The sequence below is a fragment of the Neisseria sp. 19428wB4_WF04 genome, assembly GCF_015235335.1.
GTDB lineage: Bacteria > Pseudomonadota > Gammaproteobacteria > Burkholderiales > Neisseriaceae > Neisseria > Neisseria musculi.
In genome coordinates this window covers 37,283-59,553 of sequence record NZ_JADGLG010000005.1, presented here as the reverse complement: position 1 = coordinate 59,553, position 22,271 = coordinate 37,283, and the positions used below count along the sequence as shown (strand labels likewise).

At 53.6% G+C, this 22,271-nt stretch carries 17 protein-coding genes and 1 pseudogene; 13 read left to right on the top strand and 5 right to left on the bottom strand.

Annotated elements, in window-relative coordinates; translation table 11 throughout:
- Window positions 1–1,025 precede the first annotated feature (1,025 nt).
- Genes ccoP through ccoN form a run of 4 tightly spaced genes read right to left on the bottom strand, consistent with a single transcriptional unit; the run spans window position 1,026 to window position 4,697 of the window.
- Entirely contained in the window at window positions 1,026–2,420 is a 1,395-nt protein-coding gene (gene ccoP, locus IR141_RS02380) for a cytochrome-c oxidase, cbb3-type subunit III (protein WP_135034085.1), read from the bottom strand.
- Window positions 2,421–2,450: 30 nt separating this feature from the next.
- On the bottom strand, window positions 2,451–2,618 hold the full coding sequence (locus IR141_RS02375; RefSeq protein WP_135034084.1) for a CcoQ/FixQ family Cbb3-type cytochrome c oxidase assembly chaperone: 168 nt from the start codon (window positions 2,616–2,618) through the stop codon (window positions 2,451–2,453).
- A gap of 4 nt (window positions 2,619–2,622) precedes the next feature.
- Window positions 2,623–3,234 (bottom strand): cytochrome-c oxidase, cbb3-type subunit II, encoded by a 612-nt coding sequence (gene ccoO, locus IR141_RS02370; protein ID WP_135034083.1) that lies wholly within the window; start codon window positions 3,232–3,234, stop codon window positions 2,623–2,625.
- Between the two features lie 26 nt (window positions 3,235–3,260).
- Window positions 3,261–4,697, bottom strand: coding sequence for a cytochrome-c oxidase, cbb3-type subunit I (gene ccoN, locus IR141_RS02365; protein ID WP_187000586.1), 1,437 nt, complete (start codon window positions 4,695–4,697; stop codon window positions 3,261–3,263).
- Window positions 4,698–5,019: 322 nt separating this feature from the next.
- Here ccoN and IR141_RS02360 point away from each other — a divergent pair, with 322 nt between their 5' ends.
- The 10 genes from IR141_RS02360 (at window position 5,020) to IR141_RS02315 (ending at window position 16,842) form a co-directional block, all read left to right on the top strand.
- Entirely contained in the window at window positions 5,020–6,768 is a 1,749-nt protein-coding gene (locus IR141_RS02360; protein ID WP_135034099.1) for a M61 family metallopeptidase, read from the top strand.
- 244 nt (window positions 6,769–7,012) lie between these two features.
- Window positions 7,013–7,459 (top strand): TIGR01244 family sulfur transferase, encoded by a 447-nt coding sequence (locus tag IR141_RS02355; protein ID WP_135034081.1) that lies wholly within the window; start codon window positions 7,013–7,015, stop codon window positions 7,457–7,459.
- A 274-nt stretch (window positions 7,460–7,733) separates the two neighbouring features.
- Complete coding sequence (gene obgE, locus IR141_RS02350) at window positions 7,734–8,882, top strand: GTPase ObgE (RefSeq protein WP_135034080.1); 1,149 nt, start codon at window positions 7,734–7,736, stop codon at window positions 8,880–8,882.
- A 67-nt stretch (window positions 8,883–8,949) separates the two neighbouring features.
- Window positions 8,950–9,321, top strand: coding sequence for a hypothetical protein (locus IR141_RS02345; protein ID WP_135034079.1), 372 nt, complete (start codon window positions 8,950–8,952; stop codon window positions 9,319–9,321).
- Between the two features lie 97 nt (window positions 9,322–9,418).
- On the top strand, window positions 9,419–10,369 hold the full coding sequence (locus tag IR141_RS02340) for a DNA cytosine methyltransferase (protein ID WP_135034078.1): 951 nt from the start codon (window positions 9,419–9,421) through the stop codon (window positions 10,367–10,369).
- A complete protein-coding gene (locus IR141_RS02335; protein WP_228068129.1) occupies window positions 10,363–11,418 on the top strand; it encodes a HaeII family restriction endonuclease in 1,056 nt (351 codons plus the stop codon). Before IR141_RS02340 ends, IR141_RS02335 begins: the two co-directional genes overlap by 7 nt.
- 15 nt (window positions 11,419–11,433) lie before the next feature.
- Window positions 11,434–12,846: a cysteine--tRNA ligase gene (cysS, locus tag IR141_RS02330; protein ID WP_135034097.1), complete on the top strand. Its 1,413-nt coding sequence runs from the start codon at window positions 11,434–11,436 to the stop codon at window positions 12,844–12,846.
- Between the two features lie 272 nt (window positions 12,847–13,118).
- On the top strand, window positions 13,119–14,741 hold the full coding sequence (locus IR141_RS02325) for an ABC transporter substrate-binding protein (protein WP_135034077.1): 1,623 nt from the start codon (window positions 13,119–13,121) through the stop codon (window positions 14,739–14,741).
- A 274-nt stretch (window positions 14,742–15,015) separates the two neighbouring features.
- Window positions 15,016–16,404, top strand: a complete 1,389-nt coding sequence (gene fumC / locus IR141_RS02320; protein ID WP_135034076.1) for a class II fumarate hydratase — start codon at window positions 15,016–15,018, stop codon at window positions 16,402–16,404.
- Window positions 16,405–16,623: 219 nt separating this feature from the next.
- On the top strand, window positions 16,624–16,842 hold the full coding sequence (locus tag IR141_RS02315) for a hypothetical protein (RefSeq protein WP_135033286.1): 219 nt from the start codon (window positions 16,624–16,626) through the stop codon (window positions 16,840–16,842).
- Between the two features lie 465 nt (window positions 16,843–17,307).
- Here the strand turns inward: IR141_RS02315 and IR141_RS02310 are convergent, their stop codons facing one another.
- Window positions 17,308–18,831, bottom strand: coding sequence for a fumarate hydratase (locus IR141_RS02310; RefSeq protein ID WP_135034075.1), 1,524 nt, complete (start codon window positions 18,829–18,831; stop codon window positions 17,308–17,310).
- Window positions 18,832–19,342: 511 nt separating this feature from the next.
- On the opposite strand from IR141_RS02310, the pseudogene IR141_RS02305 reads away from it, so the two are divergent.
- The 3 genes and pseudogenes from IR141_RS02305 (at window position 19,343) to IR141_RS02295 (ending at window position 22,068) form a co-directional block, all read left to right on the top strand.
- Window positions 19,343–19,986: pseudogene (locus IR141_RS02305) on the top strand (4Fe-4S dicluster domain-containing protein).
- Window positions 19,983–21,614, top strand: a complete 1,632-nt coding sequence (locus IR141_RS02300; protein ID WP_135034074.1) for an FAD-binding protein — start codon at window positions 19,983–19,985, stop codon at window positions 21,612–21,614. Before IR141_RS02305 ends, IR141_RS02300 begins: the two are co-directional and overlap by 4 nt.
- Window positions 21,615–21,672: 58 nt before the next feature.
- Entirely contained in the window at window positions 21,673–22,068 is a 396-nt protein-coding gene (locus IR141_RS02295) for an NADH-ubiquinone oxidoreductase-F iron-sulfur binding region domain-containing protein (protein WP_135034096.1), read from the top strand.
- The last annotated feature ends 203 nt before the right edge of the window (window positions 22,069–22,271 follow it).

Sequence of the window (22,271 nt, the reverse complement as noted above, 5' to 3'; positions counted from 1 at the left end):
TCTCATCAATACATAACGCCCGAAATTCTTGATCCGATTCCAACAGTATCCAACCGGGTTGAAGTCCGGGCTGTGCGCAAAATCTGATAGCCTGCCGCCTCAAGCAAAGTAGCAGTTTCCCCCTTATAAAAGGCAGTATGGCTTATCACCATAGAATTTTCCATCATAATACTTCTCTCAGAAAATCGGGCAAGCAGCACTGGTTTCACCCGACCGTCAAACATACTGTGGCTGACACGGCAATCAAACAACACCGACCACACAGGTTTGGTTCCTGCTTTACCGTGTGTGCCTACCCGCTGTTTCTCAACGCATAACCGCAAAAGCAAGAGCCGTCCTTTTATTTATATGATAGGGCGTTTTTAAACGGAGACTATGCAGCTGCTTTAGGAAGGTATACCTTCCCTACGGGCTTTCAGATGCCTGTGGCGTTTTTCCGTAGATCTGCCATTTTTCAAGGCGCTGCTGACATCTTCAAATGATCATTCGAAATATTGCTCAAATTCGTTGTGATCAATACCGATATCATCGACAACATTCTTAAATCAAGCTTTGTAGCTGATTTTCTGGAACTTTCTGTTTTCAGGCTAACACGATAGGGCAAGATTCTTTATACGGATTTTCAGTATTTCCGTCCTATACCCGTTTTTCAGACGGCCTATTTTGATACCGTCAACCCACCTTATTTTCAGAACAAGGCAACAAACCTGCCGACAATGCAAATAGTAAGAACCATTCTGTTGTCCCTCGACAGCCGAAAATCGTTCTCCTTGAGCCAAGGCACAGTGACACCATAACTAAAATAAAGTAGGTTCACTATATTGCCGGATTGGAAACCGCATCACATGAACATACCTATTACTACAACCACGATAGGGTTAAGCCTCAAATAAAAAGGACTGAGTCCTGTTCGGTACAGAATTCAGTCCTTAGAAACCGCTTGATTAAGCTGCCCGATTTGGAGCAATGCAAAAATATCAGGGCTTGTTATCGATACAGAAATGAAAGAGTGAAGGAGGGATAAATTAACCTTCAACTTTCACTTCTACACGGCGGCCTGATGCATTGTTGCCTTGGGCAGCAGTGGTGTTTTCCGGTTTGCGCAATTCAATGTTTTTGGCATCAATGCCTTGCGCTTTCAAGAAATCTTCTACTGCCTGCGCACGGGCTTTCGACAGTTTTTCATTGGCTGCCGCATTGCCGGTGCTGTCAGTGTAGCCGCTGACAACCAATTTTTTGCCGTCTTTGCCGGCTTTAATCAGGTCAGTCAGGATAATAGCCGCGTTGTTGGCCACTTCGCTTTTACCGGTGGCAAAATAGAAGGTGCCGATGGGTGTGCCGGCTTGGGTGTCGTAAGTTACATCGGCATTGTCAACGACTAGCTCTGCAGAATCAGAGGCGGCTTGGGGAGCAGAAACCGCCGATTCGGAAGCCGGTGTTGTGCCCGCAGGCATACTGGCAGAAACAGCTTCAGTAGGTTTAGTCGGTGATTTACCGTCTTTATTGGACAAACCCCATACATAAGCGGTCATAATGTGCAGTTTGTCTTTATCCAAGAAATTGTCCCAAGCAGGCATTTGGTTGTGGCGGCCGTTGGTGATGGTTTCAATAATAGCTTTTTGTGTTCCGCCCCACAACCAAACATCATCTGTCAGATTCGGGCCCAAGCCCTGAATGCCTTGACCTTTGTCTCCGTGGCAGGTAAAGCAGTTAGCAGGCGGGCCGTTAAACAGCAGTTTGCCGCGTTCGGCACGGGCTTCATCGTATTGATCCTTACCTTTGGACAGCGACATTACATAGTTGGCAACGTCTTTTACACGCTCCTCACCCAAAGCAGGCCCCCAAGCAGCCATGATGCCGATACGGCCTTTTTGAATGGTTTCCTGGATTTTTTCTGGTTCACCGCCCCACAACCAATCGTGGTCAGTCAGATTGGGAAAGCCTTTAGAACCTTTGGCATCGGAACCGTGGCATTGGATACAGTAGGTATCAAACAGGTTCTTGCCGATGCGTTGAGCCTGAGGGTCTTTGGCTACCTGCTCAATCGGCATATCGGCAAATTTAGCATACAGTTTGCCGTATTGTTCATCTGCTTTTTGAACTTCTTTTTCGTATTGGTTGGCACTGCTCCAATTCAAATATCCTTTGTAGTCACCTAAACCGGGATATAAAAACAGATAGGCTGCGCCGAAAATCCAAGTGGCGATATAAAGCCAAAACCACCAGCGGGGCAGAGGATTGTTGTATTCTTCAATACCGTCCCATGAATGCCCCATGGTTTTCACGTCTTCACCTTTAGGTGGAGATTTAACTTTGTTTTGCGAAAGCAAAAGCCAAATCAAGCCGATGAAGCTGAGCAATACGATAACGGCAATGTATATATTCCAGAAATTGCTGGTAAATTGGGAAGTTGTGTTCATTATTTGCTCCGTTTGTCACGGGAAACCGGGTTAGCGATCGTTTTTTTCGTTATCAGGGATATCGTTATCTTCCATGATGCTGTTGGCGGCAGCATCATAATTACGTTTGTTGCGTTTGTTCAACACAACATACAAAACCAACATGAAACTGATAAATACCCATACGGTAAAGAGTGAACGCACCCAGTTGATATCCATGATGTTACCTTACGTTTTTCAGTGCCAAACCCAAACCTTGCAGGTAGGCAATCACAGCATCCAATTCTGATTTGTCGGCCAATTCTTCGGGTGCTTTTGCGATTTCTTCATTGCTGTAAGGTGTACCGATTGCACGTAGTGCTTTCATATGTTGCACGGTTGCTTCGGCATCTACTTTATTACGTGCCAACCACGGGAAAGCAGGCATATTGGATTCCGGCACCACATCACGCGGGTTCAGCAGGTGAAGGCGGTGCCATTCGTCTGAATAACGGCCACCCACCCGGGCCAAGTCTGGGCCGGTGCGTTTGGAACCCCACTGGAAAGGATGGTCGTAAACGGACTCACCACCGACTGAATAGTGGCCGTAACGTTCAGTTTCCGCACGGAACGGGCGGATCATTTGGGAGTGGCAGTTGTAGCAACCTTCACGTACATAAATATCACGTCCGGCCACTTGCAAAGCAGAGTAAGGTTTAACGCCTTTAATCGGCTCTGTTACCGATTTGGTAAAGAACAGCGGCACAATCTCAATCAAAAGGCCGATGCTGATCACCACAAAGGTACAAACAATCAACATGCCGACTTTTTCTTCGACTAATTGTTGTAATTTCATTTTGGTAGCCTGTCTTTCTTTTATCGTTAGTGATGTTGCGCTTGAGAAACGGCAGGAATTTCGGCATCAACAGGTTTGCCCCCGATAACGGTGCGGTAAACGTTGTAGGCCATAATTACCATCCCGCTCAGATACAGCAGGCCGCCTGCAAAGCGAATCATATAGAAAGGCATGCTGCGTTTTACCGATTCTACAAAAGAGTAGGTCAGAGTGCCGTCATCATTCAATGCTCCCCACATCAGACCCTGCATCACACCGGAAATCCACATAGAGGCGATGTATAGCACAACACCGATGGTTGCAATCCAAAAGTGGGCTTCAATCAGCTTGATGCTATACATTTCCCTTTTACCGAACAGGCGCGGAATCAGGTAGTAGATTGCACCGATGGTAACAAAGCCGACCCAACCCAAAGCGCCCGAGTGAACGTGTCCCACAGTCCAGTCGGTATAGTGGCTCAATGCGTTGACGGTTTTAATCGACATCATCGGACCTTCAAAAGTGGACATCCCGTAGAAAGAAAGGGAAACCACCAGGAATTTCAAAATCGGATCGGTACGCAGTTTATGCCATGCACCCGACAGAGTCATAATGCCGTTAATCATACCGCCCCATGATGGAGCAAACAGAATCAGCGACAAAACCATACCCAACGATTGAGTCCAGTCGGGCAAAGCGGTATAGTGAAGATGGTGGGGGCCTGCCCACATATAAGTGAAAATCAACGCCCAAAAGTGCACAACAGACAAACGGTAAGAGTAAACCGGGCGGCCGGCCTGTTTGGGTACGAAGTAATACATCATGCCCAAGAAAGCGGCAGTCAGAAAGAAACCTACGGCATTATGCCCGTACCACCATTGAACCATGGCATCAATGGCACCCGAATAAACCGGGTAAGATTTCATGGCTCCGGCAGGAATAGCCAAGCTATTAACGATATGCAGCAGTGCCACTGCCAAAATAAATGCACCATAGAACCAGTTGGCCACATAAATGTGTTTGATTTTCCGGGTAGCAATAGTGCCGAAGAAGACAACCGCATAGGCAACCCATACCAACGCAATCAGAATATCGATCGGCCATTCCAATTCGGCATATTCCTTACCCTGGGTGTAGCCCAGCGGCAAGGTGATGGCGGCTAAAACGATAACCAACTGCCATCCCCAAAAAGTAAAGGCAGGCAGCCATTTGCCGCCAAACAAACGCACATTGCAGGTGCGCTGTACCACATAATAGGACGTGGCGAACAGGCCGCAGCCGCCGAAAGCGAAAATCACCGCATTGGTGTGCAGCGGACGCAGACGGCCGAAGTGAAACCAAGGTCCGACATCCGCAAGATTGAGGGCGGGCAGAAACAGCTGGGCGGCGATAATCACGCCCACCAGCATGCCCACGATACCCCAAACTACAGTCATGACGGCAAACTGGCGCACCACCTTGTAGTTATATGTTTGCGTTTCCATAAGGGTCTCCATTAAACATGGCAATTTACATTTATCGGTTTGCTCCGGTTTGCTGAAACACGCCAAAGATATACCCGATTTTTCTTAATTTAACACCGCTCCCGCGTAAACCCGGGCAGATTGCGGCTTTTCAAGCTTTGCATTTTAAATCAAAACCTGTCTGCTACCAAGCCGAATCGGTTCGAATACCCAACCTCCATCAGGCATACCGGCTTGCTTTCAGCCTGATTTTATTAGATTATAGGTTAGCTACATAAAGTTTCTTGATGTAAATCAAGTTTGTTAAACCATTACACAGGCTGCAACCGTGCCAAACCACTCCATTCTCCACTACACCATTATGCCCGTTCCTGCCGCCCATTTGTGGCGGATTTGCCTGAGTTTTTACCGGCAGGATAACAAACCCTTACAAATCAAGCTTCCCAACTGGGTGCCGGGCAGCTATCTGATTCGCGATTTTTCACGCCACATTATCAGCATCGATGTTTTATCAGACGGGCGGCCTGCCGTGCTTGAACAGATATCTAAAAACGAATGGACTGCCGAAGGCAGGGGGCAAGAGTGGCAAATCCACTACACTGTTTATGCGTTTGATTTATCCGTGCGCGGTTCGTTTTTAAGCACCGAACGCGGTTTTTTCGATGGTGCCTGCCTGCTGCTCAATATTGTCGGCCTCGAAAACCAACCGCACCAAATCGCTTTCGAAGGGCTTCCCGAAGGCTGGCAGATTGCCACATCCATGCCTGGCGCAGGCAAACATATTTTTCAGACGGCCTCTTATGCCGCATTGATCGACCACCCCTTTGAGCTGGGCACATTTGAAACACTGCATTTTGAAGCCGGCTCGATTCCGCACCGCATCGTGCTGAGCGGCCGCTACCGCGACTTCGACCGCCCGCGTCTGCTTGAAAACATACAGAGAATCTGCACCGCCCAGCAGAATATGTTCCCCTCCCCCGCCCCGTTTCAGGAATACCTGTTTCTCCTGCATGTGGGCGATGATATTTACGGCGGTCTGGAACACATCAGCAGCACGGCGTTGTTGGCCGGCCGCAACAGCCTGCCCGCCCGCAACATGATTGAGCCCAACGATGCCTATATCCAACTGTTGGGGCTGTTCAGCCATGAGTATTTCCACGCCTGGAACGTCAAATCCATCAAGCCCGCCGCATTCCTGCCCTACCGTTTGGACAGCGAAAGCTACACCGAACAGCTCTGGGCGTTTGAGGGCATCACGTCTTATTACGATGATTTATTTCTCGTGCGCAGCGGCGTGATTGCACCGGAAGCTTATTTAAAGCTGCTGGCGCAAACCATCACCCGCGTGCAGCAAGGTAAAGGCCGTCTGAAACAAACGTTGGCGCAATCGAGTTTTACCGCGTGGAACAAATTTTACAAACCAGACGAAAACAGCCCCAACGCCATCGTCAGCTACTACCAGAAAGGTGCGCTGGCGGCTTTATGTCTGGATTTGCAGATCCGCAGCAAAAGCGCAGGCAAACACAGTTTGGACACGGTGATGCAGACGCTCTACCGCAATTGGTGCGAAAACGGCAAAGGCATCAAAGAGCGGCAATGGCAGGTATATTGCCAAGAGATAACCGGCTTGGACTTAGGCAGTTTTTTTCAGACGGCCTTATATTCCACCGGCAATCTGCCCCTGCAAAACAGCCTGGAAACTGCGGGCGTAAAGCTGCAATGGCAGGCCGCGCCGCGCAGCCGCGGCGGCGGGTTGGGCGCAGGCGCGGAAACCGCCCTGCCTGCCGGCGATTTGGGCGCGCGCTTCAAACAAAACGCCCACGGCATCACCCTAACCCATGTGTTCAACGGCGGCAGCGCCGAGCAGGCCGCACTCTGCCCGAAAGACACAATCATCGCCGTCAACGGCTTTGCCTGCACTGCTTTTGAGCAGCAGTGGCCGCAGTTTGAAATAGGCGAAACCCTGCACATCCACTACTTCCGCCACGGCGTGCTGCACGAAACCGATTTGACCGTACAGGCGGCGGAGGCCGATACCGCCGTATTGGAAATAACCGACCGTTATCTACTGAAGCAGTGGCTGGGCGTGTAGCACAGGCAGTGGCCAACGGTTTTTCAGACGGCCGCAACGCATTTTGTTTACAGTGAACCCGCTTCATTTTCGGCGCAGAGCAGCAAACCGCAGGCAATGCAGATCCTGCGCAACCGGCTGCGCCTCCGATTGGCGGTTTGCCGGTTAAGCCGGCCGCACAACGCCGTAACGGGAATCAAGCCGGTTTACCATATCCAAACATTCGGCCGTCTGAAAATCAAACAGATTCAAAAAGGAGCAACCGATGAATATCCGCAAACTTGCCGAAGGGCTATATATTGCCCCGCAGCCCACCCAAGCCGATGCGGCCGATGCGGCAGCTTTGGGCATACGCAGCGTGATCTGCAACCGCCCTGATGGCGAAGCCGACAACCAACCCGATTTTAATCAGGTGCGGCAATGGCTGGCCGATGCCGGCATCACCAACACGGCACACCAGCCCGTAACCGCACCCGCAATCAACGGGCAGGACGCCGCACGCTTCCAAGCTCTGATAAGCCAAGCCGAAAAACCGGTTTTGGCCTATTGCCGCACAGGCACACGCAGCACCCTGCTGTGGGCTTACCATCAGGTACAGAACGGTTTGCCGGCGGCACAAGCCGTGGCGGCAGCCAAACAGGCAGGCGTGGACTTGAGCAGTTTCGAGCCGCGTTTGCAGGCAGCCGCAACAAACGGGCTGCCCGATAAATAACGTGTTAAAGACACGGTATGCCGAGATATGAAACAAAACCGGCATTTCAGACAAGCTTTTGTTGAAATGGATTTTTCCTTGTCTTCAGCGATAGCGGCAAACCAATCAAACCCACCGCCACAACTTACCGAAAGCCGCCCCGCAGGCCGTCCGAACAATATTTCAGACGGCCTTTGGACATATCCTTTATAATTTATAATATTGACCGATTTAATATTCTTTTCAGACGGCCGCTGTGTTGCGGCCGTCTGAAAACCTTTTGGTAGAAAACATCATGAAATTTATAGACGAAGCCAAAATCGAAGTGGTGGCAGGCAGGGGCGGCAACGGCACCGTGAGCTTCCGCCGCGAAAAATTCGTACCGCGCGGCGGGCCCGACGGCGGCGACGGCGGCAAAGGCGGCAGCGTGTTTGCCGTGGCCGATGAAAACGTCAACACGCTGGTGGAATACCGTTTCGTCAAACGCTATCAGGCCAAAAACGGCGAAAAAGGCCACGGTTCCGACCGTTACGGCAAAGGTGCCGACAATATCGAACTGCCTATGCCGGTGGGCACACTGATCCGCGACACCGACACCGGCGAACTGCTGGCCGACCTTACCCACCACGGCCAGCGCGTATGCGTGGCACGCGGCGGCAAAGGCGGCCTGGGCAACATCCACTTCAAATCATCGGTAAACCGCGCACCCAAACAGTCCACCCCCGGCGAAGAGGGAGAAGCGCGCAGCCTGAAGCTTGAGTTGAAAGTATTGGCCGATGTCGGCCTGCTCGGCATGCCCAATGCCGGCAAATCCACCCTGATCCGCGCCGTTTCCGCCGCCCGCCCCAAAGTGGCCGACTACCCCTTCACCACCCTGCACCCCAACCTCGGCGTGGTGCGCATCAACGAAAACCACAGCTTCGTGATGGCCGACATTCCCGGCCTGATAGAAGGCGCGGCCGAAGGCGCGGGCTTGGGCCACCGCTTTTTGAAACACCTCTCGCGCACCGGCCTGCTGCTGCACATGGTGGACTTGGCACCGTTTGACGAAAACGCCGACCCCGCTGCCGAAGCGCTGGCGCTGATTGAAGAGCTGCGCAAATACGATGAAGCGCTATACAGCAAGCCCCGCTGGCTGGTATTAAACAAACTCGATATGCTCGCGCCCGAAGAAGCCCAAGCGCGCACCGCCCGGTTTTTGGAACAAATCGGCTGGAACCACCCGCAGCCGGACGACAGCTTCGGCTTCGATATGCAAACCCCGCGCCTGTTTAAAATCAGCGCACTCACCCACGAAGGCACGCAGGATCTGGTGTATCAGACCAACACCTACCTCACCGAGAAAAAACGCCTGGCCGCCGAGGCGCAGGCAGCGCGGCAGATTGCGGCGGATATAGCGGCAGAACAGCCGAAAACCGATACGGCGGTGTTCAAAGCCGAATAAAGGCCGTCTGAAACTTTCTTTTCAGACGGCCTTGACCGGGAACATCGTTTAGACAAGGAACCTGCACATGCAAAAAAAACCGCCCGCCCTGCTTGCCGCCGCGCTGGCGGCCTGCACTGCCCCACCATTTGAAACCGCCCCCGCAATCGGAGGAGGCCGCGATGCGCACAGCTGCATCACTTCGGCCGGGCAAAGCTGGTCAGTGTTGAAACAGCAGTGCATCCAACCGTTCGACAACCCCGATATCCAATTCGCCGACCCCGATAACGACACGCTGGCGGTATATGTGTTATTGTCGGACGACAAATCCCGCGCCGAAGTGTTCGCCTCCGGCGTGCCGGAACACACCGTTTTGGAAAGCGTGAAAGGCGGCTATGCCTCGCGCAACGGCAAGATCCGCTTGTTGCGTGAAGAAGGCGGCTGGAGGTTGGTGAGATAAAGCAACTGTTGTTTTCCCTTTGATGGCAGCTGCAACAATAGACCGAGCGTGAGCTCGGCAAAATACCGAAATTTGTATGAGTGTTCCGAGTTAAATTATGTATAGAACAATTGATTTATTTTCAGGTATCGGTGGCATCCGTTTGGGTTTTGAAAAATACGGCTGCACCAACGTATTTTCTTCAGAATGGGACAAATATGCCTGTGAAATGTATTCAGTCAATTTTGGGGAAATGCCGTTTGGTGACATCAACGACATTGATCCTGCTGACATCCCTGATCACGATATTCTGCTGGCTGGCTTTCCTTGCCAACCATTTAGTATTGCGGGCAAGGGGTTAGGATTTGAAGATACACGCGGCACGCTGTTTTTTAATATTGCCGAAATACTTAAAGTTAAACGTCCCCGTGCATTTTTGCTGGAAAATGTCAAACGTCTAACTTCGCACGACTCAGGACGGACTTTCCAAGTTATTCTGACTACATTGGAACAGTTGGGTTATAACGTTTATTACCGGGTACTGAATACGCTGGATTACGGCTTACCGCAAAAACGCGAAAGAATTTATATTGTCGGCTTTGCAGAAGATATTTATTTTAACTTTCCCGAGCCTGCGGGGTTTTACCGCCCGCTGTCGGAAATTTTAGAAGATGATAGCATGGTAGATTCCAGTTATTTTTTATCTGATTATTTAAAAGAGAAACGCTTTTCTGCTTTAAAAAAAGTTGCTCCTATACCATCGATTTGGCATGAAAATATTGGCGGCAATATTTCCGCCCTGCCATACTCGTGTGCATTGCGGGCGGGGGGCAGCTACAATTATTTGGTTGTAAACGGTATCAGGCGTTTGACTGGCAGGGAAATGCTACGACTACAAGGTTTCCCTGATGATTTTAAAATTAATATCCCTTATTCCCAAGTTAGAAAAGTAGCAGGAAACTCGGTTTCCGTACCCGTTATCGAAGCAATTGCAGGGAATATGCTGGATGCGCTATCGGGTAAAACACAAAAGTGCGGACAACTAGATTTATTGGAGATCTTATGCTGACTAACGAACAGCAAGCTGCGAAGCAAGCATTGGATAGTGTGATTAAAAAATCACGAGTGCATTTGTACAAACCCATTCAAATAGCCGAAATTCTGCATCACGACCGCTGTATCAGTCGTTTGGATTTATCCGATTTGGAGGCATACCGCACCCAGTCCAAGCGTTGGCGCGATACAATTTGTCGACAGTTCTTGGGTAGAACTTCCACTTCATCGGCAAAATTCCAAGATAATCTTTTTGAAAACAATGCTATGCCACCTGAAAAACTGGCTGCGTTAGGTGAATTGAACCGCAACACAAACGGTCAAGTAGAGGCTTATATATATAAATGCTTTATTGGTCGTTTTTCCCAAATGGATAAAGCTCTAGCCTATTGCAGGAACAATGATGCGAACTCTTTCCTTCTCGCCGATTTTATTAATCTGTTTTGGCATGAACCGGGCCTGAAAAGAAGCATAGACAAAATTTATGAAATTGTTGTTTATGCACTGTTTGACGCATTGATTTCCGAACTAGGTGTAACCGTATCAGTTGATTTCCCAAGAGAGAAATATTTTTTATGGCAGGAGTATCAGGAATTTGCCGAAAAACTCTTTCCGCTTCCGAGTAACGGCGGGTTACAACTACCTGCTAAAATCTACCGTGTCGGTGTAACTAATGCGGCCGACAGAGGATTAGATATGTGGTCTAACTTCGGTTTGGCAATACAGGTCAAACACTTGTCGCTTGATGAAGAATTAGCGGAAGATATTGTCGAGTCAATCAGTGCCGACAGAATTGTTATCGTCTGCAAAAAAGCTGAGCAATCTGTCATTGTTTCACTACTAACACAAATCGGCTGGAAAACCAAAATTCAAAATATTGTGACAGAAGATGATTTGATTGCTTGGTATGAAAAAGCTCTGCGCGGCAAGTATCCAATTTCACAGACCCTCTTGAACAATATCAATACTGAAATTAAACGTGAATTTCCCGCTCTCAACGATCAAAATGAATTTTCCAAATTTGTTGAAGAGCGTGGCTATGATTTTGACAATTTTTTATTTTAAATAACCTATATGCCAATGCTAACCGTTTACAACACCTTAACCCGCCAAAAAGAACCGTTTGTGCCGCTCAACCCCGAAAACGTGCGTATGTATGTTTGCGGCATGACGGTTTACGACTACTGCCATCTCGGCCACGCCCGCGTGATGGTGGTGTTCGACATGGTGGCGCGCTGGCTGCGCGCGTGCGGCTACCCGCTCACTTATGTGCGCAACATCACCGACATTGACGACAAAATCATCGCCCGCGCCGCCGAAAACGGCGAAACCATCGGCGCGCTGACCGCACGCTTTATCCAAGCGATGAACGAAGATGCCGATGCGCTGGGCGTGTTGCGCCCCGATGCCGAGCCGAAAGCCACCGAACACATCGGCCCAATGATTGCCATGATTGAGCGGCTGATTGCCAACGGCAAGGCGTATCCTGCCGAAAACGGCGATGTTTACTACGCCGTGCGCGAATTTGCCGCCTACGGCCAACTATCGGGCAAATCGCTGGGCGACCTGCGCGCGGGCGAGCGGGTGGAAGTAGACGGCTTCAAGCGCGATCCGCTCGATTTCGTGTTGTGGAAAGCCGCCAAGCCCAACGAAGCCGATTTTTGGAGCAGCCCGTGGGGCAAAGGCCGCCCCGGCTGGCACATCGAATGCTCGGCGATGGGCGGAGAATGGTTCGGCAACACCTTCGATATCCACGGCGGCGGTGCCGATTTGCAGTTTCCCCACCACGAAAACGAAATCGCCCAAAGCGTGGGCGCACACGGTGTCTGCCTGCATCACGAAGCGCACGGCAAAACCACAGCCAGCCATGTGAAATACTGGCTGCACAACGGCTTTATCCGCGTGGACGGCGAAAAAATGTCGAAATCACTGGGCAACTTCTTCACCATCCGCAACGTGCTCAAGCAATACGATCCCGAAGTGGTGCGCTTTTTTATCCTGCGCGCCCACTACCGCAGCCCGCTGAATTATTCCGATGCCCATCTCAACGATGCCAAAGGCGCGCTCACCCGCCTTTACACCGCCCTGAAAAACACCCCGCCCGCCGAAGTGGTCGCGCATGAAAACAGCAACGCCTACACCCGCCGTTTCCACACCGCGATGAACGATGATTTCGGCACCGCAGAAGCCGTTGCCGTGCTGTTCGAGCTGGCCGGCGAAGCCAACAAAACCAACAGCGCCGAACTGGCCGGATACTTGAAAGCACTGGCGGGCACCATCGGCCTGCTGCAGCGCGATCCTCAGGCATTTTTGCAGGGCGGCAGCGTTTCAGACGGCCTTTCCAATGCCGACATCGAATCTCTGATCGAACAGCGCAAACAGGCGCGCGCGGCAAAAAACTGGGCCGAATCCGACCGCATCCGCGACCTGCTCAACGCCGAAAACATTATCTTGGAAGACGGCGCCGGCGGCACCACCTGGCGGCGGGGGTAATCCGCCGGCCTGCCCCGCGCCGGTAACGCGACAGCCGTTATCCGACCCCAAGCCGTCTGAAGATGACCGCGCCGCACCATGCGCTCCACAACCCGCCGAAACCCTGCACGGCAGGTTGGCAAAGCCGGTAAACTTTTGCGGCCGCTTTTGCATGCTGCCGATATTTCAGTTTGCAAGCGAAACCAGCCCAGTCCGTCTGAGTGTTTCAGACGGCCTGGGTTTTGTTTTACAATCTGCCCGTTGTGTTCCGATATTTTTGCAGAGGAAATTTTATGCCCTCCCCTTTCCGTTTTTCTGTGGCGGCCGTTGCCGCTCTGTTGCTTGGCGCCTGCGGCGGGCAGGAACAAACCGCCGGTGCTGCCGCAACCCCGGCTGCCGACACCGTTACCCGCAACAATGTTACCGAGCCGCAGTCGCTCGACCCGCACCAGATTACCGGCGTGCCTGAAATCAATGTGGTGCGCGACCTGCTGGAAGGCTTGGTAGAAACCGATGGAAAAGGCGCGGTGGTTCCCGCCGCCGCCGAATCGTGGCAAAGTGCCGATAACAAAGTGTGGACGTTCAAACTGCGCGAAGGCCTGAAATGGAGCAACGGCGAGCCGTTCACCGCCGAAGATTTCGTTTACAGCTGGCGGCGTTTGGCCGATCCGAAAACCGCTTCGCAATACGCCACTTATCTTCAGACGGCCAAAATCGAAAACATCGATGAAATCTTAACGGGCAAAAAGCCGCCCGAAACGCTCGGCGTGAAAGCCGTTGATCCGCAAACGCTGCAAGTTACCCTCACGGCAGCGGTGCCTTATTTCCCGCAAATGCTGTATCACGCCGCCACCAAGCCCGTGCACCGTGCCACGGTGGAAAAACACGGCGCGAAATGGACGCAGCCTGAAAATTTTGTCGGCAACGGCCCCTATGTGATGAAAAAATGGGTAGTAAACGAGCGCATCGAGTTGGCAAAAAACCCGCAATACCGCGATGCCGCCAACGTGAAAATCGATAACGTGGTGTTTCTGCCCGTGGGCTCGCAAACCGATGATGTGGCCCGTTACGAAGCGGGCGAAATCGACATCACCGATGCGCTGCCGCCTGAAATGTATGCCAAGCTGCAAGAAAAATATCCGCAAGAATTAAAGCGCAGCCCCTATCTCTGCACCTATTATCTGGAAATCAACCACCAAAAAGCCCCGTTTGACGATGTGCGCGTGCGCAAGGCACTGTCGCTGGCTTTAGACCGTGAAACCATCGCTGCCAAAGTACTGGGGCGCGGCGAAGAACCGGCCTACAACCTGACCCGAACAGGCACTGCAGGCTTTGTGCCCTACACGCCGGAATGGAGCAGGCTCGATCAGGCTTCCCGCGCGGCAGAAGCGAAAAAACTGCTGGCCGAGGCAGGATATAGCGAAAGCAATCCGCTCACCTTCAATTTTCTCTACAACACTTCGGAGCAGCATAAAAAAATCGCCGTGGCCGCCGCTTCGATGTGGCAGCAGGCACTGGGTTTCGTGAAAGTGAACCTTGAAAACCAAGAGTGGAAAACCTATCTCGACAACCGCCGCAGCGGCAACTACCAAATCGCCCGCGCATCGTGGTGCGGCGACTACAACGAACCCTCCACGTTTTTAAACACCCTGCAGTCGGCCAACAGCAGCAACCGCGCTTTCTATAAAAACGCCGCCTACGATGCCCTGCTGGCAAAAACCCTGCAGCCGGGCGTGGGCGTTAAAGAACGCGCCGCCCTTTACACGCAGGCCGAGGCGCAAATCGATAAAGACAGCGCGGTGATTCCCGTTTACGGCTATGTGAATTCGCGGCTGGTCAAACCGCGCATCGGCGGCTATTCCACCGAAGACGTGCTCAACGAGCTGCCGAGCAAGCGGCTGTTTATCCGTCAATAATGTGTTTGCGAATGTGTTTGCAGTAAACCTCGAAGGCCGTCTGAAAATATTTTCAGACGGCCTTCGGCTTTTCAAGCGGCTTCTGTTTTGCAAACCGCCCCTGCCAATACGGCCTTTGGATTGCAACCGTGCCAATCTGCTTGCAGATGGTTTTTGCCCGGGCGGTGCAAGTTTGCAGCAGGATAATGCCAAAATTTGATTTTAATTATCATTTATTTTAAATTGTGCCATAATGAACCATCTCATGAGTTTGACCGACAACAGGAGAAACAAGATGGCCACCCGCACCGAGCACGACACGATGGGCAATGTAGAAGTGCCCGCCGATGCTTATTGGGGCGCGCAAACCCAGCGCAGCCGCAACAATTTCAAAATCGGCGGCGAAACCCTGCCGCAGCCTTTGATTCACGCTATAGCATTGGTTAAAAAAGCCGCTGCCGCCGCCAATGCCGCGCTCGGCCGCATCCAACCCGAACAGGCTGATTTGATTACCCGCGCCGCCGATGATGTGCTGGCAGGCAGGTTGGACGGCCAGTTTCCGCTGGTGGTGTGGCAAACCGGCTCGGGCACACAGTCGAATATGAATATGAACGAAGTGCTGTCCAACCGCGCCAACGAATTGGCGGGAACGGGTTTGGCGGCCTACCGCCCCGTGCATCCCAACGATCATGTGAACCACGCGCAATCAACCAACGACTCTTTCCCAACCGCCATTCACGTTGCCGCCGCCATCGAAATCAACCGTCTGCTGATTCCTGCCGTAACCGCCCTGCGCGACACGCTTGCGGCCAAAGCCGAAGCATTTCAGCCGATTGTAAAAATCGGCCGCACCCACCTGCAAGATGCCACGCCTCTCACCCTGGGGCAGGAATTCTCAGGCTATGTGTCGCAGCTTGATCACGGCCTGGGCCGTCTGAACGATGCCCTGCAAGGCTTATACGAGCTGCCTTTGGGCGGCACCGCTGTCGGCACAGGTTTGAACAGCCACCCCGATTATGCGGTAACCGCCGCCGCCGAACTGGCCGCACTCTCCGGGCTGCCGTTTATCACCGCGCCCAACAAATTCGAAGCGTTGGCCGGCCGCGATGCCTGCGTGTATGCCTCGGGCGCGCTGAAAACGCTGGCGGCAAGTTTGAACAAAATCGCCAACGATATCCGCTGGCTGGCATCCGGCCCGCGCTGCGGCTTGGGCGAAATCAAAATCCCCGAAAACGAGCCCGGCTCCTCGATCATGCCCGGCAAAGTCAATCCAACCCAGTGCGAAGCGATGACGATGGTGTGCTGCCAGGTGTTCGGCAATGATGTAACCATCGGCATGGCGGGCGCATCGGGCAATTTCGAGCTGAACGTGTATATGCCCGTGATTGCCTACAATCTTCTGCAATCGATACGCCTTTTAGGCGATGCCTGCAACAGCTTCAACGAACATTGCGCCGTGGGCATCGAACCTGTGCCGGAGAAAATCGATTATTTCCTGCACCATTCGCTGATGCTGGTAACGGCGTTAAACCGCAAGATTGGCTACGAAAATGCGGCCAAAGTAGCCAAAACCGCTTATCACAACGATAAATCGCTGCGGGAAACCGCCATTGCGCTGGAGCTGTTGAGCGCAGAAGAGTTTGACGGGCTGGTGAAGCCGGAAGACATGGTGGCACCGCGCTGATGGTCGGCAATGGCCGGGCAAAGGCCGCCTGAAACAGAACCTGCCGTTTTCAGACAGCCTTTGCGCTTGATTAAGAACCAACCATCCAACACATTAATGGTAATTAAAGAAAAAAGCAGGCCGGGCAGCGGGCTTCAGATAACGCAAATAATGCAGCCGGGCAGGATAACCGCTTTGATGCTTTAAAACGGGTGGGCTGCAATATAGCGGATTTACTTTATGGCCGCTATCCGACAAGCGGCGGGCATTGCAGACAACATGCAGCCCGGCTCTGTTGCCGCAACCGTTTTCTTCAAACCCAAGCGCAACAACACCGCAACAGAAATAAAGGCGGGTTCATCCCGGCCGTCTGAAGCGTTTCAGACGGCCGGTTTGTATTTGTTGTGGCGCAAAGATGAAACGGTTTGCCAAAATTCAGGCGGTATCGGCATTTTGTAAGGACGGGGCGGAAAATGGGCAAGGCGGGCAGGCCGTCTGAAGGCCTATCCGCGAATCCCTGCATTTCTGCAAGCCGTTTCCCGGGCAGGATTGTCCCAACCCGGCCGATACCGGTTTCTCAAGCTGCCGATGCCCCCGGAGGGGAATAACATTACCCGCAACGCTGCACCTGCCTGAAGATATTGAGCCGTCTGAAACTCTCAGACGGCCTGTTTCAACCGCCTTGCCGGAAATTTTTCAACCGTGCGCTTCAAAGGGTTTCCCCGTTTTTACGGTACGGCAAGCAGCATCAACGGTTCAGGCCGTCTGAAACTCTCAGACGGCCTGTTTCAAACCGCCCTGCCGGAAATTTTTCAACCGCGCGCTTCAAAGGGTTTCCCCGTTTTTACGGTACGGCAAGCAGCATCAACGGTTCAGGCCGTCTGAAAGTTTCAGACGGCCTGGCTGTTGCGCGCTCCTAAAAGATTAGGCTTCTACCGGAATGATGCCGATTTTTTCCTGCCATTGTTTCGGTGCAACGGCATGCACCGATTTGCCCCTTGAATCTACAGCCACGGTAACCGGCATATCTTTGACTTCAAATTCGTAAATCGCTTCCATACCCAATTCGGGGAAGGCCACCACTTTGGCCGCTTTTATGGCTTTGGCCACCAAATAGGCGGAACCGCCCACGGCCATCAGGTAAACGGCTTGGTTGTCGGCAATGGCTTGACAGGCTTCGGCACCGCGCTCCGATTTGCCGATCATGCCCAACAGGCCGGTTTGTTCGAGCATCTGGCGGGTGAATTTGTCCATGCGGGTGGCGGTGGTGGGGCCGGCAGGGCCGACTACTTCATCGCGCACGGGATCAACGGGGCCCACATAGTAAATCAGCTTGTTGGTGAAATCCACCGGCAGTTGCCTGCCTTGGTCGAGCATATCGGTCATGCGTTTGTGGGCGGCATCGCGGCCGGTGTAGATTTTGCCGTTTAAGAGCAATACATCGCCCATTTTCCAGGTGGCCACTTCTTCTTTGGTGAGTTGGTCTACATCTACGCGTTTGCCGTTGTCGGGGCTGTAGGTGATGTCGGGCCAGTCTTCGAGGCTGGGCGGGTCGAGCTTCGCGGGGCCGGTGCCGTCAAGCTCGAATTCGATGTGGCGGGTAGCGGCGCAGTTGGGAATCATGGCCACGGGCTTGGAAGCGGCGTGGGTGGGGTAGTCGAGAATTTTCACGTCCAACACGGTGGTGAGCCCGCCCAAACCCTGCGCGCCCACCCCCAGCGCGTTCACTTTTTCATAAAGCTCCAAACGCAGGGCTTCGGTGGTGGAAAGTTCGGCGCCGGATTGGGCTTTTTCCTGCAACTCTTGGATATCGATATGCCCCATCAGGCTTTCTTTGGCCATCAGGGCGGCTTTTTCGGGCGTGCCGCCGATGCCGATACCCAAAATGCCGGGCGGACACCAGCCGGCGCCCATTTGCGGAATGGTTTTAACCACCCAATCGACAATGCTGTCGGAAGGGTTGAGCATGGCCGTTTTGGTTTTGTTTTCGGAACCGCCGCCTTTGGCTGCGCAGATTACTTCGACTTTACCGCCTTTCACGATTTCCATATGCACCACGGCGGGGGTGTTGTCTTTGGTGTTGGTGCGTTTGCCGGCAGGGTCGGCCAAAACCGAGGCGCGCAGGGTGTTGTCGGGGTGGGTGTAGGCGCGGCGCACGCCCTCGTCAACCATTTCCTGAATGCTCAAATCAGCATCCCACTGCACGTTCATGCCCACTTTTAAAAACACGGTGGCAATGCCGGTATCCTGGCAGATGGGGCGGCGGCCTTCGGCACACATACGACTGTTGACCAGAATCTGCGTCATTGCATCTTTGGCGGCCGGGTTTTCTTCTTTCTGCCACGCTTTATATAAAGCCCGAATGTAATCGACCGGGTGGTAGTAGCTGATGAACTGGAAAGCATCGGCAATGCTTTGGATAAAGTCTTCCTGTTTGACAATCGTCATGGTTGTGTTCCTTAAGATTTGTTTTGTTGAAATTTTTTTCATTCTACCACAAAGGCACCACACATTTTTCAGACGGCTGTTTTCCTGCTGCCGGCCCGGCAGGAAAAGCATACCGCCCGGCAAGGCGGATTGGTGCCGGCCGACACTTGCCCATCAGGAGCGGATGAAGGTTGCAAAACTACACAAAACCGCGCCAACAATCCGAAACAACACAGTTAAAGATGCGGCCGTCTGAAAAAGCATGGCGCATCATAACAGCAAATTAAATTATATTATTTGTTGTAAAACAAAAATTTAATTAAATAAAAGACATTGTTACCCAGGATAGGATTGATTGTAGTCAAACGACAAATCCAAAGATGGGTGAGGCGGTTTTACTTAGAATAAAATTACAAAAAAACCGAATCGGGAACGATAAAGCCCATTGGATATCCCGCTCCTGCCGACAGGCAGCCTGCCGCCCGGGTGCGGCACATCTCTATAATGAAAAATTATTACAGGAACACAAACAATGAGTGAAGAATCTTTGAGCCTGATTATCGATGGGCGCGAAATACAAGCCTCCCCCGAACACTCGATTATTCAGGCCTATGCCCGCTCCGGGCATGTGCTCACGGCCAATGTGGGCTGCATGGGGCAGGGTGTGTGCGGGTCGTGCCGCTGCATGGTGCGCCGGGAAGGCGAGCGCGAAGTTACCACGGCATTGGGCTGCGAAACCAAAGTGGAACAGGGTATGCAGGTGAGTTTTATGGATTACTTCATGCCCGAGCATGTGCATTATTACGATATGGAAGATGTGGGCGACGGCTGGAGCAGGCTGGACGACACCGCGCGCTTTTTCCCGAAGCCGCCCACTGCCGCCATTGCGGCGGCTGCAACCGCGCCTGCCCCAAGGGCTTGAGCGTGGAAGAGGGAGTAGCGCAGGTGGTGGCGGGCGATTTTTCAGCCGCCACCATCACTTTTGACGAATGCGTGATGTGCAATCTCTGCACGCTGGCCTGCCCCGAAAACATCCGCCCCAACCATGTGGGGCTGTTTGCACGCCGTATGAAAGCCGCGCGCACGCTGCGCCCCGTTGACCTGATGCGCCGTCTGCAGCAAATCAACAGCGGTGCCATGAGCGTAGATATCCACGCAGAGGAGGCGCAGCCATGACCCCTACCGCAAACGGCATTGCCTACGAACAAGCCTTGCAAACATTGCGCCATTCCAAACTGGAAATGCGCAGCGGTTTGCCGCCGAAAGACACGCTGCTCAACGGCTACCGCCCCGATGCGCGCACGGTGCTGCCGGTGGGCGCCAACGCAGGCAGCAGCTGCCACCCGCGCGTAGCGGAGCTGCTGCTGAGCCGACCGCTGATTAACGATTTCGACCTGGCCGGTGCCGAACATCTCGACACCGATGTGCTGGTTATCGGCGGCGGCGGTGCCGGTGCGGCGGCGGCACTGGCAGCGGCCGAAGCAGGCGCATCGGTGGCGATTGCCAACAAGCTGCGGCTGGGCGACAGCAACACCGTGATGGCCGAAGGCGGCATTCAGGCGGCCGTGGGCGAAGAAGACAGCCTGCAACAGCATTATGAAGACACCCTCAAAGGCGGCCACCACGCCGGCAACAAACAACTGATTGCACAAATGGTTTCAGACGGCCCCTCGGTTATCCGCTGGCTGATCGGCATCGGCATGAATTTCGATATGGTGAAAGACCGGGGCAACAGCAAACGCCTGCAACGCAAGCGCGCAGGCGGCACCGCCGTGCCGCGCATCTTGTGCTACCGCGATTTCACCGGCCTCGAGCTGATGCGCGTGCTGCGCGAAGCAGTGGAGCTCGAGCGCGGCATCACCCAGCTCAACCGCTGCACCGCCATCGAGCTGCTTTCAGACGAGCACGGCTGTTGCACCGGTGCAGTTTTATATGATTTGGAACGCCGCAAACTGCTGGTCGCACACGCCAAAGCCGTGATTCTGGCCACCGGCGGCAGCGGCCGTCTGCATTTGCAGGGGTTTGCCACCTCCAACCACTACGGCGCCACCGCAGACGGTTTGGTGATGGCCTACCGCATGGGGGTGAAGCTGCGCGATTTGGATTCTTTCCAATACCACCCCACCGGCGTGGCCTATCCCGCCCATCTCGAAGGCGTGTTGGTTTCAGAAGCCGTGCGCTCCGCCGGCACCCATCTGGTAAACGGCCTGGGCGAGCGTTTTGTCGATGAACTGCAACCGCGCGACGTGGTGGCTGCCGCCATTTTGCGCGAAGTGGCCGAAGAGCGCGGCGTGGTGCGCGGCAAACAGGCAGGCGTGTTTTTGGATACGCCGCGCCTGATTGCCAAAGACCCCGAAGTGCTCAAACGGCTGGTGTCGCTCGCACACGTTGCCCGCAAATGCGGCATCGACCCCGCGCAGGAGCCGTTGCTGATACACCCGACCCTGCACTATCAAAACGGCGGCATGGAGATTGACGGCAACGGTGCCACTTCCGTTCCCGGCCTTTATGGTGCAGGCGAAGTAACCGGCGGCATACACGGCCGCAACCGCCTGATGGGCAACGCCCTGCTCGACATCATCAGCTTCGGCAGGCGCGCCGGTGCCGCCGCCGCTGCCGGCATGGTGCATTCGGCACACCCGTTCCAGAAAAAGCGCGGCGGCTTCGCCCACATCTATAACCTTCAGCGCGAACTGACACGCGCCGGCATCCGCAGCCGGGTAAAAGCACCGGTGCTGTATCCCGATTACGGCACATTCGATTTGCGCAAACACGCGGGGCTTCAGGAGACAGAAAATGAGTGAAGCCAACACCGTTTCAGACGGCCTTTCAAAAAGCGGTTCGACTTCAGGAGAGCGGAAAATGAACGCAGCCAACACCTTATTGATGCACCCTTCGCGTTCGGTGGGTGCCGACTTGCAGGCGTGGATTCAAGCGGGAGGCGGAGAAGGGCTGCTGGCGGCTCTGGCAGACACAGGCCGCATTATCGACACCTTGCGCGATGCCAATCTTGCCGGCATGGGCGGCGCCGGTTTTCCTTCCTGGCGCAAATGGGAAGCCGCAGCCGCCGCAGGCAACGGCGGCGACAAATACATTGTGTGCAACGGCACCGAAGACGACCTTCGCGCCCTGCAAAGCCCGTGCCGTCTGCTGCCCGGCAGCGGCCGCTGCGCTCTGATAGACGGCGCGGTAACGGTAACACAAAGCTCGATGCGCACCTTTCCGCAAGAATACGGCCTGGCAGCAGAAACACAATAAAGGCTGTGCGGGCAAGCAACGACAGGCTTTTCAGACGGCCAAGAGCCGCTGCGCCGCAACATCCAAAGCACCCAAAACCAAAGGGACGGACACGTTTCAGACGGCTGCAAACCGCTTGCCCGAAACCACAACGCAGGCCGTCTGAAAGCCGAGCCGAACGGGGCAGCCGCCGTTTGGCCGGCGGGGCGGGCGGCAAATTTTTA